Consider the following 23,772-nt stretch of genomic DNA (forward strand, 5'->3'; position numbering starts at 1 on the left):
GTCAGGTCACCGTCCTTCCGGCGGTGTGCCACGGCACGAAGGCGTTCGTCAGCCCCGCGAGAGCCGTACGCAGCTCCGGGTGGTGGCGCAGCAGTACCGTGATCATGCTGTTGTCGTCGATCCAGGCCATACCGGCCTTGGAGTACACCTCGGGGGTGTAGTACTCGGTGAAGAAGCGGTCGCTGTTCAGTCGGCGTGAGGCCATCAGGATGAAGATGCGGAACGCCGTGTCGCTGAAGGCGAATCCGGCCGGCAGCTTCTCCGCGTACAGCCCGACCATGAGGTCGACCTTCTCGATGTCGCCGTCGTAGAGCCACTGGATCTGTTCGGCCCACGCGCGGTTCTCCGTCAGCTCCAGGAAGTTCGCCGCGGGCTTCAGCCGCAGCAGCCGCCGGAACTCGTTGTAGCGGGGGACGCCCAGTTCCCGGGTGCGCAGGATGTCGGTGGCGGCGAGGTCCTGCAGATGGCCGTCCGGGCGCTCGAACTCCTGGAGGAACCTGGGGAAGTTGTTCAAGGTGACCAGTCCGGGATGAAGCGTGCCGAAGCTGTAGAGCAGATCGGCCATCTCGGTGGTCTCCAGGGCCTTCAGCGCCCCGGGCCCCGAGATGTCGCGGAGGGTGCAGTGGCGCAGGGTCGTGTCGTCGGCGGCTGAGCGCAGATGCCACTCGTCGCGGATGAGGGGGTGCATGCGGTAGACGGCCACGAACTCCTCGGTGAGGGAGTACGGGACGCCGTAGTGGTCCGTCTCGCCGCCGGGGATGCCGCTGACGACCTCGCTGTCGCTGATCCGGCCGAAGAGGTTGTGCACGCGCTCGCCGGCTATGCCCCACCAGTTGGCGCGCAGTGCCTTGACGGTGGTGGGGTGGCTGATCACGGCCGGAGTCCACTCCACGGTGTGGATCTTGGCGAGGAGCGCGGCGTTGACGAGTCGGGCGCGTTGGAAGAGTTCCTCGTCGTTCCAGGTCGGGTACGCGCCGTGGAGGTGGTCGCAGATCGCGTTGTGCTCACGGGCGAACAGGTCGTGCATCATGGCGAGGCCCAGCCAGAAGCCGGGGGTGTGCGAGGGATCCCGGGGGCGGTCCTGGGAAGGGTCTCGGAAGCGGTCTGGGGAGGGTTCCCGGGAAGGGACCGAGGGGAACGGGGATCGCTCGTCGTCCCACAGACGCAGCTTGCCCAGCTCGCCGGTGCGCATCAGGCGCTGTTCGGTCTCGTTCGTCCCGTAGATCTGCGACGCGTCCCACCAGTGGGAGGACTCGTTGATCCGGGTGTCGGGTGTCCCGGCTGGTGCGTGCGGGTCGCGGGTCGGGTCGTCCGGTGTCCGCATGATCCGCATGGGGTGTTCCGGCCACGGGTCGTCGTCCATGAGGGGGACCTCCCAGGGCTGTTCCGTGGGGCCGGTCCCGTGGCTGAACCAGTCGCGGACCATGAACTGGAGCCAGGAGGCGACCAGGGAGTTGACCGATTCCGCCGGGATGAGCTCGTCGCGGGTGAGCAGGGCGCGGCTGACCTCACGAGGGTTCGGCGCGGACAGGACGTCCTCGGGTGTGGCCGGGGCGATCCGGTCCAGCGGGATGTTCCGGCCGAAGCGGGTGCCCGCCATGCCCATACGGGGCGCGTCGAGGTCGTTGTGGCTGCCGTCGGGGGTCCGGTTGACCTTGTGGGTCTCGGAGGGGGGTGCCGGATCGGGCAGATCGACCGAGGGCAGGTGGCCGGTGTCGTGCAGGTTCTTCTGCCGGAGCTCGACGCGCAGTCCGAGGAGCGTCAGCAGGCCCGGTATGACGGGCAGTCTGTCCCAGCCGATGCGCCGGTCCACGTACTTGGCGCCGGCCGTGACGACCCGCCAGGGCAGTGACGTACGGTATCCGGCTGCGGAACGTCGTGCGGCGCGTCGTTGCTTGCTCATCGCGGTACTCCTTGGGCGGTTGCGAGGATCACGTCGCCCGTCTTCTCGCTGGTCATGTGGAGGGGATGGCGGCGACGAAGTACGACGTGTGGTGGCCGCGCAGGCGACTTGGGCGAGTTCGCCGGTCAGGCCGGCCGCGAGCTGTTCGTGGCCCTGGTCGCGGGCCAGGACTCGGCCTGCGCGGACCGGCGGCCCGTGTTCGCGCCGTCGACCTCCTCGCCGGCAGCAGGGGAGATGCCGGGCTGCGACTCCTGCGGAGGGCCGCTCTCACTCCCGGCGACGCCAGTCAGCTCCGCTCGCGCGGAAAGCACACCCTCCGTCAGGGCGTTGTGGCCGGCAGCTGGGTGGGGACGGCGGGCAACATCATGCCGTCGCCGACTGGCGCAGTGTGCGGTACGAGTCCACCCGACCGGGCGATGCGGAGCAGGTCCGGGAGCGTGTACGGCTCGGCGCCGTCAAGGTCGACCTGGTAGCCCAGGTCGCCGAGGCCCGCTGCGGTCATCCGGCTCAACGGGTTGTTGCTGCCCGAGATGAACGGTGACATGAGTTCGTTGACGAACACTGCTTCTCGCCAGTGGCTGTCCCTTGTCCCCGGCCCGCCGAAGTTGGCGACCGGTACGGGTACCGGCTGGGCCTCCGAGACGAGCGCGGCGAACTCCGCCTGGGCGCGAGGGCCCGTGAAGGTGGGGTCCTGGCCGCCGGCTCCCGTGAGGAGGCCGAAGGGCTTCCACAGGGTTCCGATGCCCAGTACGTGCCCCATTTCGTGGGTGATGACGTCGACGAGCGTGCCGTCCGTCTCCATCTTCGTCAGATCAGCGGAGTCGAACCTCATCACGCCCTTCGCGGGCAGCCCCGCCCCGGACAGGGCGCTGCCGTCGCGGAAGTCGGTGGGACCTGCCATGCCCAGGATGCCGCCGGGGCCGTCGATCGTGACGCCTTCCGCCTCGATCAGAAGGTCGTCGATGATGTCGTCGCCGACGACCGCGGTGTCGAGGTCCCCGACGATGACCTTGGCCCAGCGATCGGCCGCTGCTGCGAAGGCGTCCTGCTGATGTGGAGTCAGTCCGCCGAGGAAGCGGACTTCGATGGTGAACGGTGATGTGGTGTCGGCGATTTCCTTGGCGCGCTGGAAGTCGGCTACCGCTCGATACGTCTTGAAGGTGCCAGTGGTGACTTTGCTCATCACGGATCTCCTCGCTTCACATCCGATGAGAGTCACTCCCTCTACCAGGCTAGGCCGAACGGAGTACCGGCGCGCGTCGAGCCCTCGCCTCGCTCAACCGGCTGCCCAGCCGGAGCGCCGACCGTCGGCGGATCCGTGACTGTGCTGCGGGGCAGCGCCATGCGTCCCGCAGTTGACGCATCCACTTTCGGAATCGGCCACTCTCCAGAGCGTGGTCGACGGGACGACCGTCGCGGCACGGTTCTCCGCGGGCAGAGGACGCGGAGAAGGACGCGAGCAGAGGCAGAAGCAGAGGCGCAGGCAGAGGCACATGCAAGGAAACGCCATATAAGCAACTCTTCGGTAGAATTGGGGTAAATGGGTGATCATCTCAGGCTCGGGGATCCACTCCGGACGCATCCCGTCCGTAGGGAAGGAGGCCATCCCATGGCCCATGGCGTGTCACTCCACATCGGACTCAACCGCGTAGACCCCGCCAAGTACGGCGGGTGGGACGGCAAGCTCAACGCGTGCGAAAACGACGCCCGCGACATGGAGCAGATCGCCAGGGACGCCGGCTTCGACGACCGCACGATGCTGCTCGCGGCGGACGCGACGGTCGACAACGTGACCGCGGAGCTCCGCAAGGCGGCGAGGGTCCTGTCGTCCGGCGACATCCTGCTCCTCACCTACTCGGGTCACGGTGGCCAGGTGCCCGACAGGAACGGGCCGGAGGACGAGCCCGACCGCCTCGACGAAACCCTGGTCCTCTACGACCGTGAGTTCATCGACGACGAGCTCTACAAGGAGTTCGAGGCGTTCGCCGAAGGGGTCCGCATCTCCGCCTACTTCGACTGCTGCCACAGCGAAACAGCCGTCAGGGCGGTGCGCAGTCTTCTCACCTCGGACGCGATGGAGGAGCAGTACCAGACCCGCGACCCGGACCAGATCGAGGTCACCTCCCGGATCATGCCGCCGGACACACAGCGCGAGGCGTACGACCGGGACAAGACCCTCTACGACACGATCCAGCGCAATCTGCAGCCGAAGGACACCCTTGACCTACCGGCAAGCGTCCTGCTCATCTCCGCCTGCGCGGACAACCAGTTGGCCGCCGACGGCTGGGAAAACGGGCTCTTCACCGGAACACTCCGTGAGGTCTGGAGCGAGGGGAAGTTCACGGGCGGACACAAGTCGTTCCACCGCGAAATCCTCCGCAGGATGCCGCCCAACCAGAGCCCAGGCCTGTTCGTCACCGGTCAGGCCAACGACTCGTTCCTGCGGCAGCGGCCCTTCACCGTATAGAGAAGCCCGCAACGACGTGCGGGCCCGACCGACCCGCGCAGTACGGGAGTTCCACACACCGGGGAAGGGCTCGCCGTCCCCCGCGGGGGTGTTGTCCTTTCCCTCTGATGAGTGCGGCACCGTCCACTTCAGAGGCCCAGATCGGCGCGGCCGGGGGCAGTAACTCTGCCCGTCGGCCGCGACATTCGAAGGCTACGGCAGACCTGCCTACACCCCCGTAGTGACGATCCACCGTGCCCCGTGCCCCGTGCCTTCCGCCGATGTCGCCGCTGCAGGGCCACGCGGTCGAGGAGGCACATTTTTTGGCCCACCGCATGTGCACCTGGCTCCGCCACTGACCTCCCCAACGGTAGAGAACGCTGCCCAACCCCGACCCGTGCTCATGTGCGTACAGGAGAGGCTGTTCCCCCGGGCTGGCGCAGAGACTGCTGTCGGCCGACGCTTCGAACTCACCGCCACCGGTCTGGGCGACCTGGTGCCCGTCCTCGATCCCACCGGCCTTCCGGCCGCGCCGTGGGCGTGGCGACGACAGCCAGTGAACTGGTCACCACCACTGCAAGCCGGCCTCGGCCCGGATTGGGCTCTCATGCGCCGTTTTGCGGATGGATGAATCTACGAACTTGAGAATTCGCTGAGTATTTGACGCTGACATTCGTATCTGAGGACGCGCTTCACCCACGCCGGAAGTCCTGCCGGCTCCGGAGATGTCCTTGAGAGGCCTGATGAGACGCAATACGCGAAAGAGATCGAAGACTGCCCGCCGGGCGGTAGGCGCGGCGGCCGCACTGGCCGTAGGGGCCGGTGGGCTGGTGGCGGTCAACATCTACGCCTCGGCCGATGAATCCGGTGCGTCGAAGGGCTCTGCCCAGAACCAGGTGCTCGCGGCCGGCACCTCCACCCTCGACTGCCCCGACGTAGGCCAGAAGTTGACATCAGTGCCTGCCCAGGCGAAGGCGCAGGTCGACAGGGAACTGGCACTCCTCGACAAGCAGATATCCGAGGCATACCAGCGCCTTTCCACCTCCCAGAAGGCGATTCAGCAGGACCCCAACTTCGCCCAGAACGCGATCGTGGGTCCGCTGAAGGACAAGCGGAAGGCCACCATCGACCGGATCGCCATCGCCATCGGCCGTGTGGCAGCCAAGCCGCAGGGCCTGGATGCGTTGGCCGCCTGCACGCTGCGCGCCACCGGCAGCCAGCCCAACGCCGGTCAGGGCGGCAACAACACCAATGCCGGTAGGGCCGGCAACGGCCCCGTCGCCGCCGACTTCGTGGACATCACCAAGGTGAAGGCCAATGTGCGCACGCCGGCCAAGTCGGCGAACGCTTCCAAGGGTGTCTTCGTCACCAAGTGCGGGGTGAACGCCAACAAGCTGTACAACAGCGACAACGTCATCGTCGCGCCCGGTGTCACCAACGGCGCACACCACTTCCACGACTACGTCGGCAACCAGGACAACGACGCCTTCTCGAGCGACCAGGACTTCGCCAAGGCCGGGACCAGCTGCCAGAACAAGGGCGACAAGTCGTCCTACTACTGGCCGGTGCTGCGCCTGCAGGACGGCACGAAGGAGTTCGACGCCGACAAGCAGGGCGGCGGCCTCGAGGGCAACACGGGCCGGATTCTGACGGCCAAGAAGGCCACCTTGGACTTCGTGGGCAGCCCCCGCGGCAAGGTGGTGGCGATGCCCAAGTTCCTGCGCATCATCACCGGTGACGCCAAGGCGTTCGTCAACGGCACTGCCAACGCGAACGCTTCCTGGAGCTGCACCGGCTTCGAGAACAAGGTGCAGTTGAAGGACAAGTACCCCCTCTGCCCCTCAGGCAGCGATGTGGTGCGCACCTTCAAGTTCCAGAGCTGCTGGGACGGAAGGAACATCGACAGCGCCAACCACCGTACGCACGTGGCCTTCGCTGACGCCAACGGCAACTGCGCGACCGGCTTCAAGGCCATTCCGCAGTTGGTCCAGCGTCTGGTGTACGACGTGGACGCGCCCAGCCTCAAGGACAACGGCAAGACCCGTCCGTTCTTCTCGTTGGACAGCTTCCCCGAACAGGAGCACAAGCCGGTCACCGACCACGGTGACTTCATCAACGTCTTCGACGCGAAGCTGATGAACAAGGCGGTCCAGTGCATCAACACCGGACGTAAGTGCAGCTGAGTCCGAGTACCGAGCGGTGGGCGTCGCGCTGACGGCGCCCACCGCCATGAACGGAATGCCGGTGGGAGCGATCCCCAATGGGACGGAGTCTCCGGTCTTGGCGGGTAGTTGCGGGGATGGCGTCCATAGCGGGGGCTGAGTCCGCGGTGGACGGACAGCCAAGCAGGAGCGCGCCTGGCTGTCCTGCGATCAGCCGTCCAGCGGAAGACGCCCGCCGGTGCGTGTGCCGGCGCCGCAGACAACCTCCTGGCGTTGGCGTTGGCGGTGGCTTCGCTCGTGGTCCAGGACAGGGAGGGCGACCCTGACGGAGACCTTCTGCGACTGCGCGGTGATCTTGTCCGGGTTCATGCTGTCGTCACCGGGCGACGTACGCTGCTGCGCAGCTGCTCGATGGCATCCAGGACCGGGGGCCGGTGGGAGTGGCTGCGTTCGTATTCCTCGATCGCCGTCAGGTCCGACGGGGACAGCGGGCGCAGCTGCTGCTTGATTTCGTCGACGCTGAGCTGGCTGAAGCGGGCGATCGGGAGCTCCTCCTCGCGGGCCACCGCACCCCGCACACCTTCGGCCATGCGGGTCGGCTCGGGCATCTCCCGCACCGCGCCCTCGGCCGCATCCCTGACCCGCCGTCCGCCGCTCTGGGCGACATCCTTCACCCGGTCGGCGGCCGTCCGGAATGTGCGGGCCGCCGTGTCGGCCAGGCCGCCGCCGCTCTCCCGGACGAAGCCGTTGGACGCGGCCGCCACGGCCCGGGCGTGATAGGCGACGCTGTCCTCCAGCCTTTCGAGTAGTTCCTCGTCCTCGCGGCGCAACGCGGCGAGCAGGTCGGCGGTGGTCTGGTCATGGACCGCTTCCGCGATGCTCTGGCCGGCCCTGCAGGCCGCCAGCGCCCGGGCTGTGACCGCGTACTCGTCTTCGGCGTTGCTCAGCAGCCGTCGCTCGTCGGCAGGACGCCCGCCGCGCAAGATGTCCGTCACGAGCGTGGACCCGATGGTCAGCGGCAGCATGACGGTCCGCACGGCGCCGCGCGAGATGGACCGCGCGATGTCGACGCCGTCCGCGACCAGCCCGCCACGGGGTCGGAGCTCGCGCACATGGTGCTCGATTCGCTGGAGCTGGCCCTCGACGTCGGCCATCTGGCCTTCGAGCATCTCCCGGTACGGGCCGGGCGGCATGATGGCCACATCCGCCCTGAACCGGGCGGCGACGGCCTCATGCGCCTCGCGAGCATCCTCCAACGCCGGTACGAGCGCGTCCGTCACTACTGTCATCGGTGTGCTCCTGGGGGTCAGGCGGCCGGTCCAGCCGGCCGCGCAAGGGGATACAGCTGCCCATCGGCCACTCCCGCGGCCGGGCCACCGGGGTCCATCTTCTGGGACCCCGGACAAGATCGCCGGGAGGCTGGGCCCGTTCGCGTCCGTACGGCTGTCACCGGCTCGGTCCGCTTCGTCCCCTGGTCGCCTGCTGCCCCTGGTAAACCCATCGCAGCAGGCATGGAGAACACGTCGTCCGGAGAAAGGACGGTCTGGGCTGAAAGGGTGGTGACGGCCGTTGTGCTGTGTCGAAAATCTTGATCACGCGTTGGTCCGGGCGTGAATCCTCACGTGGACGACGCTACGCCGTACGCAGCACCGCTCGGGCTGACAGGCTCCCAGTCCGAGCGGGACGACCTGGGCGCCGATGCCGAGCCTGACGGCGCGTGGAGCCGGGCCGTGATGGTCTGCTGCTCAGCGGTCCTTGTTGCGGCTGCTGTGGTACTTGCCGTTGCGGACCGTCTCGCTTGAAGAGCTGCAGAGACGCGTGGTCTGGGCGACTCGGACGGCCCGGGCCATGAATGCGGTGGCAGTCGGGTCCGATGCGGTTGTGGGCCTGTGGCCTGTGCGCCTGCGCGACCAGTCGGCCGAGGTGGGCTGGTGAGTCATCCACCCGGTTGGCTTACGAGGTCGACGGGGTTCGCGCACAGGTTCGGGCTGCGCCGCGCCCAGGGGCGGCAGCCGCGTGACCCGCCTCGCGCCTGCGACCCGGCCTTCCAACTCCGGCGGGCGAGCATGGTGCCGCACTCCTCCACCGCGTTGACGACCTCAAGTGCCGGGCGCAGTGCGACCGGCCGCCCTGTGGCGCCTTCGACTCCGGTGACTTGTCGAGACCAACGCGCCCTGGGTGCGACGAGTTGTGAGCGCGGATCACGGTTCTGGTGAGTCTGAGGCGGTCCGCAGCCCGTACCGCTCTCTGGCTCGCCGTCCTGACCAGGCAATTTGGGCACACCAGGTGATGTTGCGGAGACTCGGGGAAGAAGTTGCGGCAGCCGATGGGAGGTTGCCGTGCAGGGTGGAGATCTGGAACTGGGTGAATTGCTGGCCGCTGCGGAGGCGGCGCCGCCCGGTGAATCCGTCGATGTGGTGGCACAGGACCTGCAAAAGCGATTCGGTGCGGAGCGTGTGTCGTTTCTGTTCGTCGACCTCATCGGTCAGCGGCTGGTACGGCTCGCCGCGGCCGGCGGGGATGTCGCGGACCATGTCGGGCCGATCGACCTGCAGGGCAGCGTCTACGACAGTGTTCTGCAGAGCCAGCACCAGCACGTGGCACCGGACGGCCAGGGCGGACAGCGCGTCATCACGCCGGTCACCAACCGCGGCGACTGCATCGGCGTCCTCGAGTTGACCCTGCAGTCCGCCGACGACACCGTGCTCCGCCAGGTCCGCGACGCGGCACACGCGCTGGCCTACATCATCGTCACAGACCGCCGCTTCACGGATCTGTACCACCTGGGCCGGCGCACCACCGAGACCAGCCTGGCCGCGGAGATCCAGCACCAACTGCTTCCCTCGGCCCCCTGCTGCGAGGCGGCCCAGTTCACCCTCGCCGCCGGGCTGATTCCGGCTGACGACATCGGCGGCGACACCTACGACTACACCGTCGATCGCGACACCCTGCACCTGTCCATCACCGACGCCATGGGCCACGACACGAACTCCGCCCTGCTGGCCACCTTGCTGGTCGGCGCGCTGCGGCGGGCACGCCGCAGCGGCTGTGACGCCCTCAAGCAGGCCCACCAGGCCCACGAGGCCCTGCTGAGCCACAGCCGCGGCCTCGCCACCGGACAGTTGCTGTGCATCGACCTCGGAACGGGCCTCTGCGAACTGGTCAACGCCGGCCATCCTCGGCCACTGCGGATGCGTGACGGCGCCGTCGAAGAGGTCAAACTGGCCGTCAACCTGCCGTTCGGTGTGGCAGCGTCCGCTGCCTACCGCGTACAGGAACTGCAACTGCGTCCCGGAGACCGACTGATCCTGCTCACCGACGGAATGCAGGAGCGCGACGCCGCCGCCGTCGACCTGGCCTCGATCGTTCGCGACACCCGCGCGCAGCATCCAAGAGAAGCGGTCCGAAGCCTGACCGCCGCGGTGTTGGATGCCTGCCATGGCAACCTCAAGGACGACGCCACGGTTCTGATACTGGACTGGCACGGCAACCGTCGCTCATCGGCCGAAACGAGACCCGACCCGCAGCAATGAGCCGCAGCGGCCCTCGGGTCGGCCCAGGCCGCCGCAGCTGGGTGTTTTCTCCTGGGCGGGTCAGGCGGTCACGGCCCGCTCGACGCTGGGATGGCACGGGATGACCTCATCCAGGCCGACGAGTTGCAGGACTCGCAGCACAGAGCCCTGGGCACCGGCAATGCGCAGCCATCCCTGAGCGTCACTCACCGCCTGGTAGGCGGCGACGAAGACGTTGATGCCGCTGGAGTCCATGAACGTCACGCCGCTGAGGTCCACCACGGTCCGCTGCGGCGTCGCCCCGCCGTCAGGCAACAGGGCCTCGCTGAGCACATCCTTGACGGTGTGGTCGATCTCGCCACGCAGAGTGACCACCCGGATGTCATGGACGGTGGTGTGGTCGACCGACAGCTGGCCGGACCGGGCTGCTCCGTGGGTGTCTGTCACCGTTTCCTCGACTGCGCTCGCTGGGAGGGACTCGGGCCCCGACGGTATTGCGTCGACAGCCTGCCCCGATGGTACGGCGAACAATCGTTCGGTATTTTATCCGGGAGCTCGAAGGGGCATGGGAGGCATGGTGCCGGGTACGCGCGGACGTGTGAACGGGGGAACAAAGGTGGACCCGGCGGAATCGATTCCCGATGGCGAGGGCAGCGTGGCACCAGGTGCCCAACCGGTACAGGACACCGTCGCCCTGGACGGTGATGGGCACATCATTGCTGAGGCACGCCACCGTGCGGCTGACTTCCTCACCCGCGTCCAGGCCGAGCACGGCATCCCGGTGTCCGCCCGCGCGATAGACCTGACCCAGCTGGTGGTCAGCGAGCTCGTCACCAACGCGCGCAAGTACGCTCCCGGGCCGGTGTTGATGGAGCTGCGCATTTGTGGCGCCGTGGTGGAAGTGGTCGTGTGGGACAGCGACCCGGTCCTGCCGGTGCCCCGGGCGGCAGACGCGGGCAGAGTCGGGCAGCACGGCCTGGAGATCGTCATGGCCGTCGCCCAGGGCTTCGAGGTCCAGCGGGAGCCGGTCGGCAAGCGCATCACCGCCCGCATCGCCCTGCCCGACGCTCCCGGCGGGGGCGTCAGCGGACGTCGTCCGCAGTAGCAGCCGGCGCTCCACCTCGGCCCACCGCCTTTCCGGCCTGCCGTGAAGCGGGGTGCTCACCGCGGGCGATGTCGGCGGAGGAGTGACCGGCCCCGAAAATCCGACACCACCGCCCGGCGGCGACCCGACCCGAGCCGGGCCGGGCCGGCTCAGGCTGTTGCGTGATTGACCAGGCCGGATTGCTTCTCGTTGTCGGCCGGCCTTCTCAGGCAAGGCTGCGCAATGCCTCGTCGTCCGTGCTGCCGGGCTGCGGAAAGTACACGTACAAGACGTGGCCCTCAGGCCCGGCGAGCGCGAAGGTCTCAAAACTGAGGCGGAGGACACCGAGGCCATCGACGGCGAGTCGCTTCTCACCCATCACGCGCTCGTACACGTCATGGGAGTCCCACAGGGCACGAAAGGTTTCGCTGCGCTCGCACATGCTCGCCACGAAGCCGTCGAGTCCGGTGCGGCGCGTGGCAGCCGTGGCGCGCAGACCTGCGACGGTTTGCAGGGTGATCTCGTCCCAGTCGGGATAGACCTCCTGTGCGCGCGGGTCGAGGAAGGTGAACTCGATCAGGTTGCGCCCCGGCCTCCATGCCGGATTGACCCGGGCGGCGAGCGCGGTGCTGGCCAGCACGTCGCGGCTGGGTGTGACGACGAACGCGGGAAGGTCAATCCAACGCTCCAGCAAGTGCAACACCCCCGGCCGCACAGTGGGGGCAGGGATGGCGTCCATGTCGGCCGGGGTGAGCGACGGCATTGCCAGGGACCCCAGGTAGGCCCGCTCGGTGTCGTCCAGACGCAGGACACGGGCCAGGGCTTCAAGGATCTCGCGGGAGGGATGCCGGTCGCGGCCCTGCTCGATCCGGGCGTAGTAGGAAGGGCTGACCCCGGCGAGCAGCGCCAACTCCTCCCGGCGCAGCCCTTTGACCCGCCGTCGCGTGTTGTCGACAACGCCGGCGGAGGCAGCGTCGATCTTCTCCCGTCGACTGCGGAGGAAGGAACCGAGCTGATTATCGTCAGGTGCCATCCAGAGGGACTTTACCGCTACGCACAGGCCGGGCCCGCTGTTGCGCCACTCGTGAAGCTGACCCTGCGAGAGCCCCCCTCAAGGGGGTGTGGCTCGTCAACTGCCTTGCTGTTGCCATGGAGGCATGGCAAACGAAACGAGCGAAACGTCTGTATGGCTGATCACCGGGTGCTCCAGTGGTCTGGGCCGCGCCCTGGCCGAGCACGCCCTTGAGCGGGGCGACCGGGTGGCTGTCACCGCTCGCAACCGCACGTCCGTGACTGATCTCGCCGCCCGGTACGGCGACCGCGCGCTGGCTCTCCGGCTGGACGTGACCGACCTCGAGTCGGTGACCGCGGCCGTCCAGGCGTGCGAGGCAGAGTTCGGGCGCATCGACGTCCTGGTCAACAACGCGGGATACGGCTACCTGACCGCCGTCGAAGAGGGCGAGGACCATGCGGTCCGCGCCCTGTACGACACCAACGTGCACGGCGTGGTGACCGTCCTCAAGGCCGTGCTCCCCGGCATGCGGGCCCGCCGCTCGGGGAGCATCGTCAACATCTCCTCCTTCGGCGGCCTGGCCGCCTTCCCCGCGACCGGCTACTACCACGCCACGAAGTTCGCGCTGGAGGGCCTGTCGGAGTCACTGGCCGCGGAACTCGCACCACTCGGCATCAAGGTGACGATCGCGGAGCCCGGCGGTCTGCGCACCCAGTGGGCGGGGGCGTCGATGCAGCAGTCCCCGATCCGCCTGGACGACTACGAGAAGACCGCCGGCAAGCGCCGCGAGGCCACGCTGGGCGTGTTCGGCCGCCAGCCCGGCGACCCGGTACGGGCTGCCGCAGCCATCGCCGTGGCCGTGGATGCCGACACACCGCCACTGCGACTGCTGCTCGGCTCCGACGCGCTCGCCGGAGCGCGCGCCCGCCTGGACCGGATGCGAGGCGAGATCGATGCCAACGAAGCACTGACCAAGAGCGTGGACCTGGAGGCGGTGTGAGCAGCATGGGCGCGTTCGTCGTCATCGGCGCCGGGCCCGGCCTGGGCGCCGCGGCGGCCCGCCGGTTCGGCCGCGAAGGACATCCGGTCGGGCTGATCGCACGCAGCGCCGAACGCCTGCAAACTATGGCCGCCGACCTGAAGTCTGAGGGCCTGACGACAGCAGTCGAAGCCGCGGACGTCACCGACGAGCAGGCCCTGGCAGCGGCGCTCGGCGCACTGCGCGAGCGGCTCGGTCCGATCGAGGTGGTGCTGTTCAGCCCGCGGCCGAGTCTCGCGTGGATCAAGCCCGTACTCGACACCGGTCCGCCGGACATCGAAAGCGCACTGGCACTGAGCGTCGTCGCCGCCGCGGCGGCCGTCCGCACGGTCGTGCCGGACATGCGCCGCCGACGGCACGGCACCCTGCTGTTCACCACCGGCGGCGCCGCCGTCGAACCGCATCGCGACCGCGCGGTGTCGGGAATCGCCTACGCGGCCGAGTCGGCTTACGTGCGTTTGCTCCACGAGGCACTCGCCGACGATGGCGTGCACGCCGCGCAGCTCACGGTTGTTGGCCCGATCGGGCCGGGCGCAGGACACGAACCGGACGGGGTGGCCCAGGAATTGTGGCAGCTTCACACCACGCGGGCCCAGCCACTGCTCATCCTGCGCAGACCCTGCTCCCTGGCTGAGTCGTGACCGGGTGCCCGGGTGCCCGGGTGACCGAAGAGCGGGTCCGACGACGTGCGGCCTCATTGTCATGCTGCCGGGCCCGTGCAAAGGGCCGAGCAGAAGAAGTCATCGGGCGGCACCGACACCCGGACCGACGACCACGGCCTGGGCGCTCGCGCGGCGGCGGTGGCCACGAAGGTGCACTCGGGTACGGATGCCCCGCCTCGGCCTGGGCCAGCCGCGCACCCGGCCGGACCATGTCCGGGCTGCCAACTCGTGACCACTCACACGGAGCGCTCCATGCATAGCAGTTGCTCCCGTTTCTCCCATGACTCGGCGACGGTGAAGCCGAGCCGCCCGTACAGGGCGATGGCACCTGACCGCCACTTCCACACCGACAGCCGTACCGCGCTGACGCCGGTTTCCGCGGAATGCGCAAGCGCGGCGCTGACCAGGCCGGACGCGATGCCCCGACCTCGGAAGTCCGGGTCTGTCCAGAGCCTCTTGATTTCCGACCGCCCGCCGACGGGGGCGGTCACCACCAGGCAGCCCACGGCCGTTTCGCCACTCAGAGCGATCAGTACGACATCGTCGGCGAACGCGGCCCGAGGGTCCAAGATTTCTGCTCGGTAGCGGTCCGGCAACCCGTCCGTATCGGCAACGGCCTCGCCCTTCTCGGCCTCGGTCCTCAGATGGTAGGCCGCCAACAAATCACCCAACCGGTCCACGGAAAGCTCCTGACCTGGCCAGCGGACGATGGCAACCTCTCGATCAGTCATCACGCCAGCATCACACGATCCCGATCAGGCACCGCACGAGCTCGTTGATCAGCGGAGGGTCTGGTGCCGATCGCAGGCCGATACGCACCAGCCGCATGGCGTGCCCACGCGCCATGTCTGCAGTGCTGATGATCAGCCCACACACTCGCATGTTCGATTTATCGTTCGATAACGTGGGGGTGGGAGGTGGATGTCGTGACGGCGGAGGCACCAGCAGGTCAGAGCACGGTGATGTATGTGCGCTGTTGCCCGGATCGGGTACCGGAGGAGGTGTACCGGCAGGTTCTGGAGTTGTTGGCGGAGCTGTCCCCGGTCGTGCAGGCACTGCCGCCCACTGCTGCCCTGGTGGAGCTGAAGGGCGCCCTGCGCTATCACGGCGCGGATGCCCGTCGGCTGGGGGAGGTGCTGCGGGTGCGTACCCTTTCCCGCCTCGGAGTCGACGTCCGGATCGGCATCGGGCCGTCCATCACGGTCGCGGCGACCGCCTCCGGCCAGATCAGCGCGACAGGTGGCGTACTCGCCGTCGCTCCGAAGCAGGTCGCCGACTGGTTGGGTCCGCTGCCCGTAGAGGCTCTGCATGGCATCGGTCCCCGTCAGGCGGCGGTGCTGCGTGACTACGGCATCCACTGCGTCGGCCTGCTCGCAGCCCTCCCGGCCGCCACGGTGCAGCGTCTGCTGGGCGGGCGCGCCGGCCGCCTGGCTGCCGACCGTGCCCGGGGCATCGACCCGAGACCCGTCGTCCCGCGTACGCTGCCCGCCGCTGTGACCGTCCGCCGCGCCTTCGACCGGCAGATCCTGGACGGCGCCGAAGTCCGCGCCGCCCTGCTCGCTCTCGTGGTCCGCCTCGGGCTTCTGCTGCGCCGCCGCGAACAGGTGGCCCGTGCGCTGACGCTGAACCTGAGGTTCGCCGGCGGTACGTCGTGGGAGAAGACCCGCCGCCTGCCCGAGCCGTCCGCGCACGACGACGATCTGCGCGCTCTCGCCTACCAGTTGATGGATGCCGCCGGTCTGCAGCGCGGCCGACTGACCGCGCTGGCCTTGAGGGGGGAGGACCTGGTCGACGCCGACCGGGTCGCCCGGCAGATCAGCTTCGACGACGCCCGCGAAGACCGGCTGGTGGCCGAGGCGGCCATCGACCGGGTCCGCGACAAGTTCGGCCCCGGCGTCATCGGCCCGGCCACCGTCTTCCGCCGCGCTTCCTGACCCGACCGGTGCGCTGTGCACGGGGGTGAGGCTCGTGCTGGAATCGCGGTCTGGACGGGGTGGCCGGCAGATTGCCGCGCCGGCCGTCCGCGCAGGCGGTCGACGACGCCGTTGCTCCGGCGCGGCATCTCGTCGGGGCAGTCCCCGTAGCAAGCGCACAGGCGCCGCGCGCCGCGTACGGCATGACGATGTACCTACTGATGGTCAGGGCCGTCAGCCGCACCGGCCGCCGCGGTGGTCTCGGGCAGCACTTGGCGATGCCTGTCCCGGGAAAGGTCGAGGAGAACTGGTAACGCTGTGGGTGTGCGGTGCGGACGGCTGGAACCTTTCGTGACCAATGCCGGCCAGTGGCTGATTCCCGGGGTTATCCGATCTGTCCCGGGCAGTCGGGCGGTGTTTGACTGCCGAGCTGCTGGAGATCGTGATGGTGCATTCACCCACGGAAGGCCGCGACCCTGTCGATGACGGCCGCTTGTGGACGGCTGAGCAGGCCAGGGACGTGACCCGTGGCTTCTTGCTCGTGGCCGCGCCGGAGGGCGGGAGCGGCGCGGAGTCAGTGCTGCTGGTGGTGTCCGAGCTGGTCACCAACGCGTTGCGGCATGCCAACGGGGTGACCGAGCTGAGGCTGGAAGTCGGGCTGGGTGCCGTAACGGTGGCGGTGCACGACGCCAGCATGGCCCCGCCGCAGCCCGTTACCTGGGACGCCGGCGAGCCGGGCGGGTTCGGCTGGCCGTTGGTGCAGGACCTGTCGGACGACGTCCAGGTCCACGTCCATATGGCTGGAAAGGCGGTGATGGCGGTCGTGCCATGCCCCACCGCCGTCCTGGCGCAAGGCTGACGATCGGGGCCGGACGCCTCGGGCCGTCGGGCTCGTTCAGCCGGTGGCGGTAGCCGCCACCTGGGCTCTGGTGCCGGCGAGCCGGTAGGACACCTTCGCGGTCGCGATGAGGTCGCCGGGATCCCCACGCGTGAATGCGGGCAGATCCGGAGGCCGTGACGTGCTCCCGCCTACTGGCCGTGTGGAGCGGAGCCTTGGATGCCGGCTTCCAGCCGTCGTCGGACCAGTCCTGCGGGTTGCAGACGTCTCGCACCGCCAGGCCAAGCATGGGCAACATGGCGCGGTCCAGCGGCCGTTCCTTGAACGCGGGCGGTTCGATTCGAGTTCACGGCAGATGCGGCGCGAGACCTCCCGATGTCGAGATCCCGGTGTCGCGCCCAAGGCATCGAAGCACGTATGCCTCCACCATCACCACGGCGGCGGCGGACGGGCCCGGTCGATCGTGCGGCGCCGCCGAACTGCCGTTCAGCAGGGAGGTTTCCGCGATGCCCTGCTCTTCTTCGGGGAGTGCTGATCGGCAGCGGATGGATACACCGGGCAGACACCCGCGTGTTCACGACCCTCGACAGACTGCACGACGCGGCGGGATGCCATGGGACCGCTGTTTGGCTCGGTGTTCCTTGGAAACACGTCCGGCGAACCGAGAACAAGGGAGAAGCTCTGCTATGGGCATCATCGCGTGGATAGTTATCGGTCTGCTCGCCGGCGCCATTGCCAAGGCGCTCATGCCGGGCAAGGACCCGGGCGGAATCATTGTCACCATGCTCATCGGTATCGCCGGAGGTCTGCTCGGCGGCTTCCTCGGCAAGGTGCTTTTCGGAGTCGATTCGATCGACGGCTTCTTCGAGCTGTCTACCTGGATCGCGGCCATCGTCGGTTCCGTGATCCTCCTCGCGCTGTACCGACTGGTCACCAACCGGGGTCACGGGCGAGGACATCGGCGTGGGCACGTCCACGCCTGACAACCCGGACATCCGGGTGCCAACACGATGAAGCGAAGTCCGCGAGTGCCCCCGTCTTCACGCGGGGGCACTCGCGTGCGTTGTGCAGCGGGCTGCTGGACGAATGCTGCCAAGCCGACCTCGACGAGTGCCGAGAATGCGCCTCTACTTTGAGTGCACCCCCATTTTGAGTAACTCGGCAGCCTCACACCGCACTTGCTCCCGCCGGACCCGCCGCTGCGCGGTCAGGCCGCCCGGTCGGGACGCCGTATGACATCAGGACGCATCCACCAGCGAGATCACGTCATCCCTGGGCGGAAGACCTCAGTAGCTGGGGAGCGCTGATTCAGTCCTCGGTGTATAGGCACCGCCCGGAGAATCCGGCGGCGTCCGAGAAGCTCCCGACCGCTGCTTTTCAGACAACCAACGGGCACAGAGGGGTGCTCTCGGCGTCACGGACCGGTGGTGTACCACTGCGCTGCACGCAGCGATGGAGCGCTGCCTGTGCGGCCGGATCCAGGGCGAGGCAACGCAACACCGCTGTTTGAGAGGGCTTACGCACTGGTGACCGGCGCATCCGCCCTGTAGCGTCGTCCGCAGATGTCGTGGTTCGCAGCTCCTGCCCGCGCATAGGCGCGGGCGTCTTGCTGTGCAGTACCCGAGGACCAAGACGACCACCTCCGGGTACGCGCGGTGCGGACCCGTTCAACAGGATGAAAGGCATCGGCATGGCCAGCGGAACCGTCAAGTGGTTCAACGCCGAAAAGGGCTTCGGTTTCATTGCGCAGGACGGCGGGGGTCCCGACGTCTTCGCGCACTACTCCAACATCAACGCCAGCGGCTTCCGGGAGCTTCAGGAAGGCCAGGCCGTGACCTTCGACATCACTCAAGGCCAGAAGGGCCCCCAGGCGGAGAACATCACTCCCGCCTGACATCGCCCAAGGCCGGCACGGTGCTCGAGGCGGTACTCCCGCCCGGGTGCCGTGCCGGCTCTGCGGACCACGTGGTCGATCATCAAGGTGTCGACCACGTCGCCCGGCCCGGACCTGAAATCCGCCGCGCGGCAGCAGTTGGCGGACTGTGGGTCAGCGCCTGGCGCGCCACCGTCCCGTCGCACCCTCTTGGTCCGCGTCAGCGGCGGAACCGCGGTCGCCAAGCCGCTGCCGTCCCGAGAGCGTTCTGCGAACCCTGCTTCTCATGGCGTCTGCGGTGTTCTGCCGAGGGAAGCGGACAAGACGCTCCTGCTCCCAGCGGCGGTCTCGGTGGGTGCCAGTCTGAGGTGCGCAGTGATCTGTTTTCCCCGGGTACGGGGTGCGACGACGACCCGCTCGCTGATCGCATGCACGAGGTGTAGTCCGTGACCGCCCACGCGGTGCCGGTCGCCGTGCCTCACTATCGGTTCCTCGGTGGAGGTGTCCCACACGGTGATCGTCAGTGCTTCACCGGACAGTTGTACGATCAGCCCGCAGGGGCCCGGGGCATGCCGGATGGCATTGGTGACCAGTTCGCTGACGGTGAGTTCGGCGTCCTGGGCGAGAGGGGCCGGGACAGGGTTGCAGCCGGTATGTGCGGCGTGGGCGAGGAAGGCGCGCAGGGCCTGGCGCGCGTCGACGGCGCGGGCCGCGCCATCGGCCCACACCGCGCTGCAGCGCAGCCTGGCGTCCTCATCCATGCCCTGCTCATCTGCCGCCTGCTTCATAAGCGGGATGACCATGTGCGTTCTTTCGTCGTGGTCGCCGCTCTGGGCGGCTTTCGGTCGTGCGTATACCCGGGCACCGACCGCGCACACCATGCACAGGCTCCCCGCTCTGCTATTCGAGTGTGCCGCGGAGGCGTGCACGAAAACCGAGCCGGAGCGGTGTACAGCCTCCGGCCTCGCCGTGAGGAGCGCTCCTCACGCCTGGCTGCTCAAGCGAGACCCTGGCGAAGGCAGGCCACGTGGCTGGGCCAGGGGCACGGCCCAAGGAAGACGGCAAGGCCCTGTCGTCAGGCTGGTTCGGTGCCTTCTGTCCGGACTCGCTGGGCGACGTCGCGCAGCTTGATGTTGTGATGCTGGGAGATGCTGCGCAGCACGTTGAAGGCGTCGTCTTCGGTGAGCTGGTGGCGTTCCCTGAGGATGCCCATGGCCTCGCCGACGGCGTGGCGAATCTCCATGGCGTGTTCCAGCTGGTCGATGGTGCGGGCGCTGGCCAACGCGACGGCGGCATGCGAGGCGAGCAGCCAGCCGGCGGTCTCGATGTCCTTGCCGAAGGCTCCGGGGCGGCGGGAATAGAGGTTCAGCGCGCCGAAGTCCTCGTTGTCGGTGTAGAGCAGGACGCCGGTCATGCTGCCCACGCCCAGCTTGCGTACCTCGGTGGCGAACCGCTGCCAGGCCGGCTGGGGCCGGCTCATGTCCGCGATCCGGTACACGCGCTCGCCGTCCCTGCGGCGGGCAAGATCGAAGCACGGTCCCTCGCCCAGCTCACCCTGCAGGCGGTCGGACTCCCGGACCATGTCCCCGCAGGCGGCCAGCGTCACGGCGCGGCCCTTGCGCACCGCCAGGATCCCGGCCGCGTCGCAGCCGTCCACCAGCCTCACCGCGGCCGCCGAAATCTCATCCAACGTCGCCTGGACCGAGTCCTGGGCCAGCAGATCCCGCGCCAGCACAGCCATCTGCTCGGCGTACTCACGCCACTCCACAGCCACCACCCACCTCGATCAAGGTCCAGCCACAGTACCCCCAGCTCTGCACGTTGCGGCCGACCGTCACCCCCGGCGGCGCTGGGGCCCGAAGGTTTCCGGAGTGCGTATGCCGAGGCGCGCAGATCAAGGCTCTCAGACTCCGGTCGGCCATCACCTGTGAGGCAGGGCCGGCGCCGGCACGAAGAAGTCAGGGGCACGGCTGGGTGAGCGGACACTGGCACGGCCGGAGGCGAGCTCGCTGTGTTGCGGCTCGGCCGCGGCCCGGCGCGCCGCCGTCACGAGAGTGCGTACGACGGGACACCGCCTGGACCGCTCGCTGCAGGCCACATCTCAAGTTTCACCGTGCAACCGAGGGAGCGCCCCCCCGGCACGCCGAGGGTGCTCAATTTCGGAGGCCCAGTTCACCGTCAACCACGGTTGACCGGCGCCACGCTGACGCATCGTTTCTGCCTACGGCCGACCGGGTGACCCCGTGCGCGCCTCGGGCGCCACCGCCTGCCTCCTCGCCCTGCCCGCAGCGACGGCTCCCGACGCGGAAGCGCTGCCGCTTGACAAGGCCATCGCGGCCATCCCGCAGGCCGCCGAGTCCCGCACAGGTTACAGCCGAGCGACGTTCACTCATTGGAACGTGGGCGCCAAACCCGACGACGGATGTGACACCCGCAATGAAGTCCTCGTGGCCGAAGCGGTCAGCGCACCGACGGTGGAGGCGGGGTGCAGGCTTCAGGGCGGCACATGGTGGTCCTACTACGACGCCAGAGAACTCGGCACCGCCGCCGGCCTGGACGTGGAACACATGATTCCGCTGGCCGAGGCATGGGAGTCGGGCGCTTCCCAGTGGACCGCCGCCCGGCGCGAGGCGTACGCCAACGATCTCGGTGACGCCCGTGCTCTGGTCGCCGTCTCGGCGGCGTCCCACCGCAGCAAGGGCGAGCAGGACCCCGCACAGTGGCTGCCGCCCAACGTCCAGGCGACCTGCCCCTACGTCATCGAGTGGACGGCCGTGAAACTGCGGTGGAAGCTCACCGCGGACACCGAGGAACGCGAGTCCCTCACCCGCCTCGCCGAAGGCTGCTCCGGCGCGACGGTCACGTACACCCCGGCCCCCTGAAGGCCCTGGCCGCTGTCGGCGATGAGTTCTCCGGCATCTGCCGTGGCGACGCAGAAGGGATACCGAAGCAGTCCTCGGCGGAGTCCTGACACGCCCCGGGGCCGGTCCGGGTCGTGCGGTTGACCCGATGCGAGAAGCCCCGGCTGGACGGGGGAGGCCAGCCGGGGCCGCACGCGGTGACATGCGGAGGGCGGTCGCCTCGCGGCGAAAGGCTCCGTGGGGCTTCAGCCGAACGATCTTCCCCACGGGCGGGGGGTGAGGCCCGGGGACACTGTCCCCTCCGCAGCCACGTATAGGTGAACGGACAACCAACTCCCGTTGTTCCTTGCCCCTCCCGACAGCCGCTGTGAGCTCGGACACGCCCTGCGACGCGGGCAGTTGAGGAAGTCGGCGATGAACACGGCGAACTCGTCGGGGGAGGGCAGGCGGAGGCCGAGGTCTTCAGCCTTGTCCCGCTCGGATCCAGCGGTGTCTCCGACGTCGCCGAGGGCAGGCGCGGTCCTGGAAGCCGGAACCAGGATCCGGGTGCAGCGGGCTGATGTGATGGGCGGTTGAGCTGCCGATGGGGCCTTCCGTGTGGTGTGGGGCTGGTCCTGCAACCGGTCTGTGCGCGGACCGAGTCTTGGCATGCAGAACCGAATACCCCTCACGCGAGGAGATCCTCTTGACTGCCACAGCCTTCGAGTCCGGCACTTTCGAGCCCGCCGCGGCGCAGGCCTTCTTCGACCCGTACTCCTGTGACCAGCCCGGCACCCCGGGCTGGGAGACGGCTTTGCAGTCCACGGAGGACGACTTCCTGCTGCCGCCGCCGGATCCCGCCCGGCGCCTCGACATCGCGATCGGCCCGCGCGACCGAAGGCGGCTGGACCTGCACGCCGCCCTCACCACGGCCGGCGTCCCGCCCCAGTTCGCGGACCGGGAAGCCATCGACCAGCTCAGCGCCCTGCCCGACAGCATCAACACCACCATCCAGCGCTGGATCCACCACACCACACAAGCCTGGTCCGCCACCCATTAGGCCAGCGGCCGCACCCAGCACGGCGCCGTTGCCTTCACGCTCCTTGGCTTCGGCAAACCCCGCCCAGGGACACCAGCTCGGCAGTCGCCGCCTCCACGATCACCTGCCTTGACGAGGATGCCGTGCGCTGCTTCCAGAGGGCCGCCACACCTTTCCGTCCGCATGCCGGCACCGACGCGATTGGCGGGCGACGGCGTCAGGGCATGACCGGCTGAGACATGTCCTGGCGCATCACCTGGATGGCCGTGCCTACGCGGGATCTGACGGGGCACCGGGCCTGCACGTGCCCGGGGTGCCAACTCCCCGAGGGATTCCGGATGCGTATGTGGGCGGGTGCCGCGGCCATCCCCGAGTCGGTTGCGGCGCCCGCCCTGCCTGCGCCTGCCGGCCTTCCGGCTGATCATTGCCTGGCAGACTCACCACATGCACATGCGCCGTCCGCTGGGTACGGGTCCCAGCACCACTGAGGAGCGGTCTTCAATTGGCGACGCTCGCGGCCGTACGGCCGCGGAGCGGGCCGCCGACGAGTCGCTCGCCCCGGCCCGCGAGGACGAGGTGGGAAAGGCGCCGCCAGGCCGCCGCCCGCTGGGCACAGGAGGTGGCCGCTCCTCGGTATCACCCCCCGCGTCCGAGGGCCGGTCTGGGGAACGCCCGCGGCCGCGGGGGACCGACGTGGGATGACGGGCGGCCTGGCTTGGTGTCGAGCGCTCGGCAATGACCGCCCGGCAACTCAGTCGATTCACGTCACTGCATCCCGGCATCTGCGAGCCGGCTGCCTGACGCGGGCGTGCCGGACTGAGTGGAGGTGGCCGCGGGGCGTCTGAGCGTGGCTGACCGGGAAGGCCGCGGGCGCCAGCGCTGCCGGTACGCGACGTCCCGCACGAATTCGTGTTCACCACCCGCCACCGGCTCGGCCGGCCCCCGGCGGCGCCTGACTGCGTCTTGCCCGCCCTGTCTTCCTGGGATTGTGGCCGGCTCTGTCTGGTGTTCGTCCTCCGTCACTGTTCGGTTCGCGGCTGATTATCTCGTCGTCGAGCGCGCGGAAATCTGTAGTGGCTGGAGTAGACATTGGGTGGTGGTGTGGTTATGGTTGCTCTCGTAGCTCAGAGAGACAGCAAGGCCTGGCAGACACGAACTGCCGGTCAGCAGTACAGCAAGTCGCAGTTCGCAGGACGGTGCGGTGGTGGAGTTCCGGAGCCAGAGCGGTTGCAGGACGGCGACGGGACTGACGGCCGGACCGGGTGGCCCGCAGTGATCAGGGGCCGCCGTGAGCAGGACCGCGGTTGACGCGGTGGCAGTACCCGCAGATGCAGTTCGCAGTAGAGCAGAAACAGCAGTTCGCAGTCCCCCGTTTGACAGGTAGTTGATCACTGAGGGAAGAACGGAGGAGCCCGCGCCATCAGGATCGCCCGGGCGGAAGTCTTGAAC

General features: G+C 68.6%; 21 protein-coding genes. 12 read left to right on the forward strand and 9 right to left on the reverse strand.

Annotation, left to right across the window (positions count from 1 at the left end):
• Position 1: 1 nt before the first annotated feature.
• Together KUM49_RS20075 and KUM49_RS20080 are read right to left on the reverse strand one after the other, a co-directional pair.
• Positions 2 to 1,903 carry a peroxidase family protein gene (locus tag KUM49_RS20075; protein ID WP_217238218.1) on the reverse strand — a complete coding sequence of 634 codons (1,902 nt, stop codon included), beginning with the start codon at positions 1,901 to 1,903 and terminating at the stop codon, positions 2 to 4.
• Between the two features lie 319 nt (positions 1,904 to 2,222).
• The gene (locus KUM49_RS20080) at positions 2,223 to 3,086 is read right to left on the reverse strand and encodes a leishmanolysin-related zinc metalloendopeptidase (RefSeq protein ID WP_217238219.1); all 864 of its coding nucleotides are present in this window, start codon (positions 3,084 to 3,086) and stop codon (positions 2,223 to 2,225) included.
• Positions 3,087 to 3,512: 426 nt separating this feature from the next.
• Between KUM49_RS20080 and KUM49_RS20085 the strand changes: the two genes are divergently transcribed.
• Together KUM49_RS20085 and KUM49_RS20090 are read left to right on the forward strand one after the other, a co-directional pair.
• On the forward strand, positions 3,513 to 4,370 hold the full coding sequence (locus KUM49_RS20085; RefSeq protein ID WP_217238220.1) for a caspase family protein: 858 nt from the start codon (positions 3,513 to 3,515) through the stop codon (positions 4,368 to 4,370).
• 722 nt (positions 4,371 to 5,092) lie between these two features.
• Entirely contained in the window at positions 5,093 to 6,532 is a 1,440-nt protein-coding gene (locus KUM49_RS20090) for a DUF1996 domain-containing protein (protein ID WP_217238221.1), read from the forward strand.
• Between the two features lie 189 nt (positions 6,533 to 6,721).
• Here KUM49_RS20090 and KUM49_RS20095 read toward each other — a convergent pair whose 3' ends face one another.
• Entirely contained in the window at positions 6,722 to 6,880 is a 159-nt protein-coding gene (locus KUM49_RS20095) for a hypothetical protein (RefSeq protein WP_217238222.1), read from the reverse strand.
• Positions 6,877 to 7,800 carry a hypothetical protein gene (locus KUM49_RS20100; RefSeq protein ID WP_217238223.1) on the reverse strand — a complete coding sequence of 308 codons (924 nt, stop codon included), beginning with the start codon at positions 7,798 to 7,800 and terminating at the stop codon, positions 6,877 to 6,879. The genes KUM49_RS20095 and KUM49_RS20100 overlap by 4 nt, the downstream gene beginning before the upstream one ends.
• Positions 7,801 to 8,850: 1,050 nt before the next feature.
• Between KUM49_RS20100 and KUM49_RS20105 the strand changes: the two genes are divergently transcribed.
• Complete coding sequence (locus KUM49_RS20105) at positions 8,851 to 10,044, forward strand: PP2C family protein-serine/threonine phosphatase (RefSeq protein ID WP_217238275.1); 1,194 nt, start codon at positions 8,851 to 8,853, stop codon at positions 10,042 to 10,044.
• Positions 10,045 to 10,104: 60 nt separating this feature from the next.
• Here the strand turns inward: KUM49_RS20105 and KUM49_RS20110 are convergent, their stop codons facing one another.
• Positions 10,105 to 10,470: an STAS domain-containing protein gene (locus KUM49_RS20110; RefSeq protein ID WP_217238224.1), complete on the reverse strand. Its 366-nt coding sequence runs from the start codon at positions 10,468 to 10,470 to the stop codon at positions 10,105 to 10,107.
• A 169-nt stretch (positions 10,471 to 10,639) separates the two neighbouring features.
• Between KUM49_RS20110 and KUM49_RS20115 the strand changes: the two genes are divergently transcribed.
• On the forward strand, positions 10,640 to 11,128 hold the full coding sequence (locus KUM49_RS20115; RefSeq protein WP_374200180.1) for an ATP-binding protein: 489 nt from the start codon (positions 10,640 to 10,642) through the stop codon (positions 11,126 to 11,128).
• A gap of 205 nt (positions 11,129 to 11,333) precedes the next feature.
• Here the strand turns inward: KUM49_RS20115 and KUM49_RS20120 are convergent, their stop codons facing one another.
• A complete protein-coding gene (locus tag KUM49_RS20120) occupies positions 11,334 to 12,140 on the reverse strand; it encodes a helix-turn-helix domain-containing protein (RefSeq protein ID WP_217238225.1) in 807 nt (268 codons plus the stop codon).
• A gap of 124 nt (positions 12,141 to 12,264) precedes the next feature.
• On the opposite strand from KUM49_RS20120, the gene KUM49_RS20125 reads away from it, so the two are divergent.
• Both KUM49_RS20125 and KUM49_RS20130 read left to right on the forward strand, forming a co-directional pair.
• On the forward strand, positions 12,265 to 13,119 hold the full coding sequence (locus tag KUM49_RS20125) for an oxidoreductase (RefSeq protein ID WP_217238226.1): 855 nt from the start codon (positions 12,265 to 12,267) through the stop codon (positions 13,117 to 13,119).
• A 5-nt stretch (positions 13,120 to 13,124) separates the two neighbouring features.
• Positions 13,125 to 13,799, forward strand: a complete 675-nt coding sequence (locus tag KUM49_RS20130; protein ID WP_217238277.1) for an SDR family NAD(P)-dependent oxidoreductase — start codon at positions 13,125 to 13,127, stop codon at positions 13,797 to 13,799.
• A 257-nt stretch (positions 13,800 to 14,056) separates the two neighbouring features.
• Here the strand turns inward: KUM49_RS20130 and KUM49_RS20135 are convergent, their stop codons facing one another.
• Entirely contained in the window at positions 14,057 to 14,551 is a 495-nt protein-coding gene (locus KUM49_RS20135) for an N-acetyltransferase (protein ID WP_217238227.1), read from the reverse strand.
• 231 nt (positions 14,552 to 14,782) lie between these two features.
• On the opposite strand from KUM49_RS20135, the gene KUM49_RS20140 reads away from it, so the two are divergent.
• The 4 genes from KUM49_RS20140 (at position 14,783) to KUM49_RS20155 (ending at position 18,465) form a co-directional block, all read left to right on the forward strand.
• Positions 14,783 to 15,754 carry a hypothetical protein gene (locus tag KUM49_RS20140; RefSeq protein WP_217238278.1) on the forward strand — a complete coding sequence of 324 codons (972 nt, stop codon included), beginning with the start codon at positions 14,783 to 14,785 and terminating at the stop codon, positions 15,752 to 15,754.
• Between the two features lie 397 nt (positions 15,755 to 16,151).
• Positions 16,152 to 16,592: an ATP-binding protein gene (locus KUM49_RS20145; protein ID WP_217238228.1), complete on the forward strand. Its 441-nt coding sequence runs from the start codon at positions 16,152 to 16,154 to the stop codon at positions 16,590 to 16,592.
• 665 nt (positions 16,593 to 17,257) lie between these two features.
• Positions 17,258 to 17,554 (forward strand): GlsB/YeaQ/YmgE family stress response membrane protein, encoded by a 297-nt coding sequence (locus KUM49_RS20150; protein ID WP_217238229.1) that lies wholly within the window; start codon positions 17,258 to 17,260, stop codon positions 17,552 to 17,554.
• Positions 17,555 to 18,261: 707 nt separating this feature from the next.
• Positions 18,262 to 18,465, forward strand: coding sequence for a cold-shock protein (locus tag KUM49_RS20155; protein WP_037751662.1), 204 nt, complete (start codon positions 18,262 to 18,264; stop codon positions 18,463 to 18,465).
• Positions 18,466 to 18,728: 263 nt separating this feature from the next.
• Here KUM49_RS20155 and KUM49_RS20160 read toward each other — a convergent pair whose 3' ends face one another.
• Both KUM49_RS20160 and KUM49_RS20165 read right to left on the reverse strand, forming a co-directional pair.
• Positions 18,729 to 19,247 (reverse strand): ATP-binding protein, encoded by a 519-nt coding sequence (locus KUM49_RS20160; protein WP_217238230.1) that lies wholly within the window; start codon positions 19,245 to 19,247, stop codon positions 18,729 to 18,731.
• Between the two features lie 272 nt (positions 19,248 to 19,519).
• On the reverse strand, positions 19,520 to 20,185 hold the full coding sequence (locus KUM49_RS20165) for a GAF and ANTAR domain-containing protein (protein WP_217238279.1): 666 nt from the start codon (positions 20,183 to 20,185) through the stop codon (positions 19,520 to 19,522).
• Positions 20,186 to 20,687: 502 nt separating this feature from the next.
• Between KUM49_RS20165 and KUM49_RS20170 the strand changes: the two genes are divergently transcribed.
• Positions 20,688 to 21,326 carry an HNH endonuclease family protein gene (locus KUM49_RS20170; protein WP_217238231.1) on the forward strand — a complete coding sequence of 213 codons (639 nt, stop codon included), beginning with the start codon at positions 20,688 to 20,690 and terminating at the stop codon, positions 21,324 to 21,326.
• Positions 21,327 to 21,990: 664 nt separating this feature from the next.
• Positions 21,991 to 22,344 carry a hypothetical protein gene (locus KUM49_RS20175; RefSeq protein WP_254401427.1) on the forward strand — a complete coding sequence of 118 codons (354 nt, stop codon included), beginning with the start codon at positions 21,991 to 21,993 and terminating at the stop codon, positions 22,342 to 22,344.
• The last annotated feature ends 1,428 nt before the right edge of the window (positions 22,345 to 23,772 follow it).

The sequence above is a fragment of the Streptomyces sp. AC555_RSS877 genome, from assembly GCF_019049245.1.
In the GTDB taxonomy this organism is placed as follows: domain Bacteria; phylum Actinomycetota; class Actinomycetes; order Streptomycetales; family Streptomycetaceae; genus Streptomyces.

Coding starts and splice junctions, on each gene's coding strand:
- KUM49_RS20160 (WP_217238230.1), bottom strand. CDS start 19,247: ATGGTCATCCCGCTTATGAAGCAGGCGGCAGATGAGCAGGGCATGGAT.
- KUM49_RS20165 (WP_217238279.1), bottom strand. CDS start 20,185: ATGGCTGTGCTGGCGCGGGATCTGCTGGCCCAGGACTCGGTCCAGGCG.
- KUM49_RS20100 (WP_217238223.1), bottom strand. CDS start 7,800: ATGACAGTAGTGACGGACGCGCTCGTACCGGCGTTGGAGGATGCTCGC.
- KUM49_RS20120 (WP_217238225.1), bottom strand. CDS start 12,140: ATGGCACCTGACGATAATCAGCTCGGTTCCTTCCTCCGCAGTCGACGG.
- KUM49_RS20150 (WP_217238229.1), top strand. CDS start 17,258: ATGGGCATCATCGCGTGGATAGTTATCGGTCTGCTCGCCGGCGCCATT.
- KUM49_RS20080 (WP_217238219.1), bottom strand. CDS start 3,086: ATGAGCAAAGTCACCACTGGCACCTTCAAGACGTATCGAGCGGTAGCC.
- KUM49_RS20130 (WP_217238277.1), top strand. CDS start 13,125: ATGGGCGCGTTCGTCGTCATCGGCGCCGGGCCCGGCCTGGGCGCCGCG.
- KUM49_RS20135 (WP_217238227.1), bottom strand. CDS start 14,551: ATGACTGATCGAGAGGTTGCCATCGTCCGCTGGCCAGGTCAGGAGCTT.
- KUM49_RS20155 (WP_037751662.1), top strand. CDS start 18,262: ATGGCCAGCGGAACCGTCAAGTGGTTCAACGCCGAAAAGGGCTTCGGT.
- KUM49_RS20095 (WP_217238222.1), bottom strand. CDS start 6,880: ATGAACCCGGACAAGATCACCGCGCAGTCGCAGAAGGTCTCCGTCAGG.
- KUM49_RS20140 (WP_217238278.1), top strand. CDS start 14,783: ATGTATGTGCGCTGTTGCCCGGATCGGGTACCGGAGGAGGTGTACCGG.
- KUM49_RS20125 (WP_217238226.1), top strand. CDS start 12,265: ATGGCAAACGAAACGAGCGAAACGTCTGTATGGCTGATCACCGGGTGC.
- KUM49_RS20090 (WP_217238221.1), top strand. CDS start 5,093: ATGAGACGCAATACGCGAAAGAGATCGAAGACTGCCCGCCGGGCGGTA.
- KUM49_RS20085 (WP_217238220.1), top strand. CDS start 3,513: ATGGCCCATGGCGTGTCACTCCACATCGGACTCAACCGCGTAGACCCC.
- KUM49_RS20075 (WP_217238218.1), bottom strand. CDS start 1,903: ATGAGCAAGCAACGACGCGCCGCACGACGTTCCGCAGCCGGATACCGT.